The organism is Brevibacterium sp. VCM10, from assembly GCF_000583215.1.
Lineage (GTDB): Bacteria > Actinomycetota > Actinomycetes > Actinomycetales > Brevibacteriaceae > Brevibacterium > Brevibacterium linens.
In genome coordinates this window covers 1-5910 of record NZ_JAJB01000082.1, presented here as the reverse complement: position 1 = coordinate 5910, position 5910 = coordinate 1, and the positions used below count along the sequence as shown (strand labels likewise).

The 5910-nt window shown below is 64.5% G+C and carries 4 protein-coding genes; 2 read left to right on the top strand and 2 right to left on the bottom strand.

Annotation, left to right across the window (positions count from 1 at the left end; all coding sequences use genetic code 11):
• Positions 1-15 precede the first annotated feature (15 nt).
• Both AD89_RS0117015 and serS read right to left on the bottom strand, forming a co-directional pair.
• Positions 16-876 carry an HAD family hydrolase gene (locus AD89_RS0117015; protein ID WP_231488766.1) on the bottom strand — a complete coding sequence of 287 codons (861 nt, stop codon included), beginning with the start codon at positions 874-876 and terminating at the stop codon, positions 16-18.
• Between the two features lie 111 nt (positions 877-987).
• Positions 988-2268, bottom strand: coding sequence for a serine--tRNA ligase (serS, locus tag AD89_RS0117010; protein WP_025780769.1), 1281 nt, complete (start codon positions 2266-2268; stop codon positions 988-990).
• A gap of 81 nt (positions 2269-2349) precedes the next feature.
• On the opposite strand from serS, the gene AD89_RS0117005 reads away from it, so the two are divergent.
• Together AD89_RS0117005 and AD89_RS0117000 are read left to right on the top strand one after the other, a co-directional pair.
• Positions 2350-3465, top strand: coding sequence for a diacylglycerol/lipid kinase family protein (locus AD89_RS0117005; protein ID WP_025780767.1), 1116 nt, complete (start codon positions 2350-2352; stop codon positions 3463-3465).
• A 222-nt stretch (positions 3466-3687) separates the two neighbouring features.
• A complete protein-coding gene (locus AD89_RS0117000; protein WP_025780765.1) occupies positions 3688-5865 on the top strand; it encodes a hypothetical protein in 2178 nt (725 codons plus the stop codon).
• Positions 5866-5910 lie beyond the last annotated feature (45 nt).

The window sequence follows — 5910 nt, the reverse complement described above, 5'->3', positions numbered from 1 at the left end:
GCCGTCAGGTAGTAATCAGGGGCGGGTGTTGGTGGTGCCCTCTGCTTCTAAGAGCGCAGTGTCCATGCCGAAGTAGTCGACCAACGCAACCGCCAGGCCATCGTCGGCGACCGAATCGGTGACCACGCTCGCGAGCACCTTGAGTTCGTCCTTCGACTGGCCCATGACGATTCCGTGGTCGACCCATTCGATCATCTCGAGGTCGTTGAGTCCGTCTCCGGCGCCCACGGTGTGCGCATGCTCGATCCCAAGCTCGTCGGCCACGATCTCCAGCCCGCTGGCCTTCGAGACCCCGTCGGGGGCGATGTCGAGCCAGTTGCTCCAGCCGACCGAGTAGCTGACCTCATGCAGTCCGAGCGAGTCCACTGCGGCCGCGAAGTCCTCGGCGGTGCCGTTGACCTCGCGCATGACGATGCGGGTGGCCCGCTTGGTCAGCAGCTCGTCGAAGTCGACGATGTCGAGCGTGTCGGACTCGGCGAGCTCACCGACCGGGAACGCTCCGGACGCCCACCGGTGCAGGTCCGGATCCTCGACGAGGAACAGCGCCGTCGGCAGCGCCGCGTGCATCTGCTCGAGCGCATCCTTCGGGTCGAAGGACACCACATGGTGCATCTCCCACCCCAACGGCAGCTCCGGGTCGAGGCGGACGACGACGGACCCGTTCGAGCACACGACGAATCCGTGCTTGAGATCGAGCGCGTGGACGACCTCGAGCGCGCCCGGCAGGGCACGGCCGGTGGAGATCACAAGGTGGTGGCCCTCCTCGGCGAGCCGATCGAGCACCTGCTTCACCGACTCCGACAGGGATCCGTCGTATCCGACGATAGTGCCGTCGACATCGAGTGCGATGAGGTGCGGGGTCAATGTGTCTCCCAACGTATGCGTGATTTCTCTTGTCGTCGTTCCTACCGGCGCCGAGGCGACCGAACCCAACCGAGAATCGCCGGGTTCCGCCGAACGGTCAGTCCCCCGCGTCCCGGCACAGCCTCAGTAGCGCGGTCCCTCCGGGCCCTGAGCGATCATCCCGCCGAGGTAGGGCCGCAGTGCCTCGGGCACCGTGACCGAGCCGTCTGCCTGCTGGTGGTTTTCGAGGATCGGCACCAGCCAGCGGGTGTTGGCCATGGTTCCGTTGAGGGTGGCGACCGGGCGGGTCGAACCGTCACGGCGTTCGCGGATCTGCAGGCGGCGGGCCTGGAAAGTCGTGCAGTTCGACGTCGAGGTCAGCTCACGGTAGGTGCCCTGAGTCGGCACCCAGGCTTCGCAGTCGAACTTGCGGGCGGCGGAATCGCCGAGGTCACCGGCAGCGGTGTCGATGACCCGGTAGGGCAGTTCGCACAGTCCGAGCATCTTCTCCTGCAGGGACAGCATCCGCTCGTGTTCGGCTTCGGCGTCCTCGACCGGGACGTAGGCGAACATCTCAACTTTCTGGAACTGGTGGACGCGGATGATTCCGCGGGTGTCCTTGCCGTAGGAGCCGGCCTCGCGGCGGTAGCAGGAGGAGATACCGGCGTAGCGCAGCGGACCGTCGGTCAGGTCGATGATTTCGTCCATGTGGTAGCCGGCCAGGGGCACCTCGGAGGTGCCGACGAGGAACAGGTCGTCGGCTTCGAGACGGTAGACCTCGTCGGCGTGCTCACCGAGGAACCCGGTGCCGCGCATGACCTCGGGGCGGACCAGGGTCGGCGTGATGGTCGGGTTGAACCCGGCCTCCTCGGCGACATCGCGCGCAAGATTGAGCAGAGCCATCTCCAGCTTCGCGCCGAAGCCGGTGAGGTAGTGGAAACGCGATCCGGAGACCTTCGTTCCCCGCTGAGTGTCGATGGCCCCCAGCTTCTCACCGATCTCGAGGTGGTCGAGCGGTTCGAAGCCGTCCGGGGTGAAATCACGGGGAACGCCCACGGTCTTGAGCGTCACGAAGTTCTCTTCCCCGCCGGCGGGGATGCCGTCGATGATGAGGTTCGGGACCTTCGACACGAGCTGGTCGAAGGCGAACGTGGCTTCTTCCGACTCGGCTGACAGCGACTTCACGGTCTCGGACTTCGCCTTGCCTTCGGCGATGAGTGCCGGTTTGTCCTCCTTCGACGCCTTCGCGATCTGGGAGGAGAAGGACTTCTGATCCGCACGTGCGTCTTCGAACGCGGTGATGGCCGCACGACGAGCGGAATCGGCGGCGATGACCTCGTCGATGAGCTCGACGGATGCCCCGCGAGCTTCCTGCGATGCCTTGAACAGGGCCGGGTTATCTCTGAGAAGCGCTAGATCGATCACCCTCTCAGCTTAACGGGCCGGGCCTGTTTTCGATATTCGGCACTCAGCTCGCATTTGAGTTCCGCACTGTACATTTGGGCCATGACCATCGAGTTGGATCCCCTGATGACCTGGGTCATCATCGTCGGCGCACTCGCTGTGCTCGCTGCCGTGTTCCTCATCGGCCGTCTCACCGGCGTGCGACGCACGCTCAGCACGATGAGACGCTACGCCCACCCGGCGAACCTCTCCGACGAGGTGGTCGATGACGCCGCCCGGTACCGTGCCGCGCTCATCGTCAATCCCACGAAGACCGATGTGCACAACCTGGCCTCCACCGCCGAGGCGATCTGCCGATTCGAGGGATGGAACCCTCCGCTCGTGCTCGAGACCACCCCTGAGGACACCGGCGAAGGGGCCGCGGTCCGCGCCCTCGACGAGGGGGTCGACGTCGTCATCGCCGCCGGCGGGGACGGCACCATCCGCGCTGTCGCCTCGGCGTTGGCAGGGACATCGACCCCGATGGGGATCGTGCCGTTGGGGACCGGGAATCTGCTCGCCCGCAATATCGACCTCGTCCTCGACAAGACGGAGTGGGCTCTGCGGATCGCCCTGTGGGGGCGCAACCGCGAGATCGACGTCGGGAAGGCGAAGACCGACCCGGACGGCGACACCCACGTATTCACCGTGATGACCGGACTCGGCTTCGACGCCGCGGTCATGGCCGACACCAGCGACGATCTCAAGGCCCGCCTCGGATGGCTCGCCTATGTCGAAGCGGGATCACGGAAGCTCACCGGCAAACCCAGTCATGTCAAGGTCACGTTCGACGACGAATATCGGATCTCGGCGCGGGTGCGTTCGGTCCTCGGCGGCAATTGCGGGAAGCTGCAGGGCGGCATCCAACTGCTGCCGCAGGCGGTCATCGACGACGGCATGCTCGACGTGCTCATCGTCAGCCCGAAGAACCTCGGTCAGTGGGTCGGCGTGCTTGCATCGATCGCCGGCCGTCGGGCCTCGCGCGGGCTGCACACGAACATCCGGAAGTGCCGCAAGGTCGTCATCGAAGCCGGTGACGACGTTGATATCCAGCTCGACGGGGATCCGCTGGGTCAGTCGTCGTACCTCGAGATGGAGGTCGCCCCCGCGGCCCTGACCGTCCGTGTGCCGACCGTCGAGCAGCGCAAGCAGATCCGCGCCGAGGCGTGGCCGGTCTAGGGCGGAACCGCTGAGTCGGCGCGGGCGACGATTCCCCTCGCCGAGGCAGCCCCGACAGTCATTCCTTTACCGACCAGTAGGTCACGAAACGGTAAAAGGAATTCACCTAAGCGTTACAGCAATTACACCTGAACAAAACGTACAGAAATAGTTTGGAAAACCCTCAGAACCTAGGATGAGTGCCGTATCACACCCCTCGCCACAGAGATTGAAGGCACACCCATGAAGAAGATCATCCTTGCGCCGGCAGTCGCGCTCGCATTCACCGGGCTTGTCGCGAGCCCGGTCGCCGCCGCGGAATCGACGTCCGCTCAGTCGGCATCCACGCAGACTGCCGAGCAGAAGAAGGCCGAAGCCGACAAGGCCAAAGCCAAGAAGAAGGAAGAGGCCAAGAAGGCCGCGGCTGAGAAGGCTGAAGCCGAGAAGAAGGCAGCGGCAGAGAAGGCGGCCGCTGAAAAGAAGGCCAAGGAAAAGGCTGAGGCAGCCAAGAAGGCCGCCGCTGAGAAGAAGGCGGACGAAAAGAAGAAGGCCGCTGAGGACAAGGCGGACAAGAAGGACGACGCCGAGAAGCCGCCGAAGAAGGTCGACCCGAAGCCCGCTCCTGCCCCCAAGGACGAGGACAAAGACGCCAAGGACGACGACAAGTCCGAGGACGAGGCCAACCCGATCAACGCCTCGGTGCAGGTGACCTCGGGTGAGGTCACGGCCGAAGAGCTCGCCGAGGAAGGCGTGACCGTCAAGGTCACCGGCCTGGAGAAGGGCGACAAGGTCGCCGCTAAGTCCGGCCTGACCGGCCCGACCACGACCGCTCAAGGTTCGTCCGCGACTCTGAAGCTGCGGTCTGCCAAAGACGCAGAGTCGCTCACATCCGGCAAGCAGAGCCTCGCCGTCCAGGTGCAACGCACGAACGCTCCGACAGCAACGGAATCGACCTCATTCTCTTACACGCCGTACGCTGCTCCTGATGTCAATCCGACAGTCTCGCTCAACGCCGATGAGTTCACACAGAGCGAGTTCGACAAGAACGGCGTCGAGGTCACAGGCGAGGGCTTCACCCCCGGTGGCAAGGTCACCGTCGTCGGCGGCAACGAAACGTCGCCGTTCGCAACCCAGGAAGTCGAAGCCGACGACGAAGGAAAGGTCTCCGCAACCCTGAAGTTCGAGGGCGACGGCGAACTCCCGGCCGGCGACTACTCGGCCTGGGGTGTCGACCAGGAGTCCGAGACCAACTCCCCGGCTCAGGACTTCACCATCACCGAAGACTCGGAGATCGACCCGACCGTCAAGGTTGCTTCGAAGACGATCTCCCTCGAGGACTTCAAGAAGGACGGACTGAAGTTCAGCGGAACCGGCTTCTCTCCGGATGGGACCGTCAGCGTCAAGGGCGAAGCCGTCTCGGCCCAGCGTGCCGCAGCCACTCAGGCCGATGAACTTCGTGCCGACGAGGACGGCAATGTCGAGGGCGCCGTGATCGCACCCGAGTCAATCGAAGCAGGCAAGTACTCACTGACCTTCGTCGACGACGAGTCCGGCGAAGAGTCCGATGCCGTCGAGATCACTGTGACCGAGGACGATGCCGTCGATCCGATCGACGCCTCGCTCAAGGTCGATCCCAAGGAGATCACCGCCGAGGATCTCGCCAACAAGGACAAGGGCGTGACCGTCACCGTTTCCGGTGTGAAGAAGGGCGACACGATCACCGACTCGCTCACTGGCAAGAGCGAGACCGCCGATGCCGATGGCGACTACAAGCTCCACCTCTGGTACGAGGGCAACCCCGACAACCTCGAGGTCGGCAAGGTTCCGTTCACCGTCACCATCGACCGCGAAGGCACCGAGTCGGAGACTCTCAATGGCAACATCAACGTCGTCGGCGACGACGATGGTGAGACCGAGGCTCCCGCCGAGGCAACTTTCACAGTCTCGCCGAAGACGATCGAGGCCGCGGACTTCGCCAACGACAAGAAGGGCGTCACCCTCGCTGTCGAGAACTGCGAACCGGGCGCAGATGTCCACTTCGAGGTCAACCCGAAGGGCATCAACGTCACGGCCTACGAGAACACCGTCAAAGCCGATGACGAAGGCAATGCCTCCGTCAACGTCTTCGGCACCTCCTCGAACGCCTCGGCCTACGTCGGCGCTTACACCGCGACTGCAACCTGCGGCGATGACACCATGAAGGACTCCTTCAAGGTCACCGAAGGCGCCAACGGCGGCGGGTCGGACGGCGGCGACAACGGGAACGCCGGAAACGGTGGAGACGACGGCAGCCAGCTGCCGCGCACCGGTGCCGACCTCGGCGGACTGACGACGGGCGCCCTGCTCCTCCTCGTCGGTGGTGCCGCGATCGCGCTGACCGGCCGCAAGAACAAATTCGGACAGACTCCGACGAGCTTCTGATCCGAGACAGGCAGTCAGCCTAGAACGACAGGCAGAGGGGCGGCT

Excerpts from the sequence above, each read along its gene's own strand:
- AD89_RS0117005 (WP_025780767.1), top strand. The coding sequence starts at position 2,350 with ATGACCATCGAGTTGGATCCCCTGATGACCTGGGTCATCATCGTCGGC.
- AD89_RS0117000 (WP_025780765.1), top strand. The coding sequence starts at position 3,688 with ATGAAGAAGATCATCCTTGCGCCGGCAGTCGCGCTCGCATTCACCGGG.